Source organism: Paraburkholderia sediminicola (assembly GCF_046027825.1).
Lineage (GTDB): Bacteria > Pseudomonadota > Gammaproteobacteria > Burkholderiales > Burkholderiaceae > Paraburkholderia > Paraburkholderia sediminicola_D.
The window spans coordinates 1-373 of record NZ_JAQQDU010000284.1 but is presented as its reverse complement, the minus strand read 5'-3'; the positions used below and the strand labels follow the sequence as shown (position 1 = coordinate 373).

The following is a 373-nucleotide window of genomic DNA, read 5'->3' as shown; positions in this document are numbered from 1 at the left end:
TGCACCGGCTCACAACCGTCGAACACCGGATCCGGTTCCTGCAGCACGACACGCTGCACGCCGGCGTCGGCGATCATGGCGGACAGACGTCCTGCCGGATACGACGGATCGAGTGGCACGTACGCGCCACCAGCCTTTAGTACACCGAGCAGTGCGGCGGCCAGCGCACACGACCGCTCAAGGCTCACGCCAACCCGTTCGTCGCGCTGCACACCGAGCGCAACCAGTCGATGCGCGATCCGGTTCGACCATGCATCGAGTTGCGCATAGGTGAGCGATTCACCCTCGCAGCACACGGCAATCGCGTCGGGACGCACCCGGGCCTGGGCTTCGATCGATACCGTCACAGGTTCGAACGGCAGCGCGACGCGTG

General features: G+C 66.0%; 1 protein-coding gene. It reads right to left on the bottom strand.

Going from position 1 to position 373, the window contains the following annotated elements; translation table 11 throughout:
* Positions 1-373, bottom strand: a 373-nt coding sequence (locus PQQ96_RS42260; RefSeq protein ID WP_408303383.1) for an AMP-binding protein, incomplete at both ends; no start/stop codon positions are given.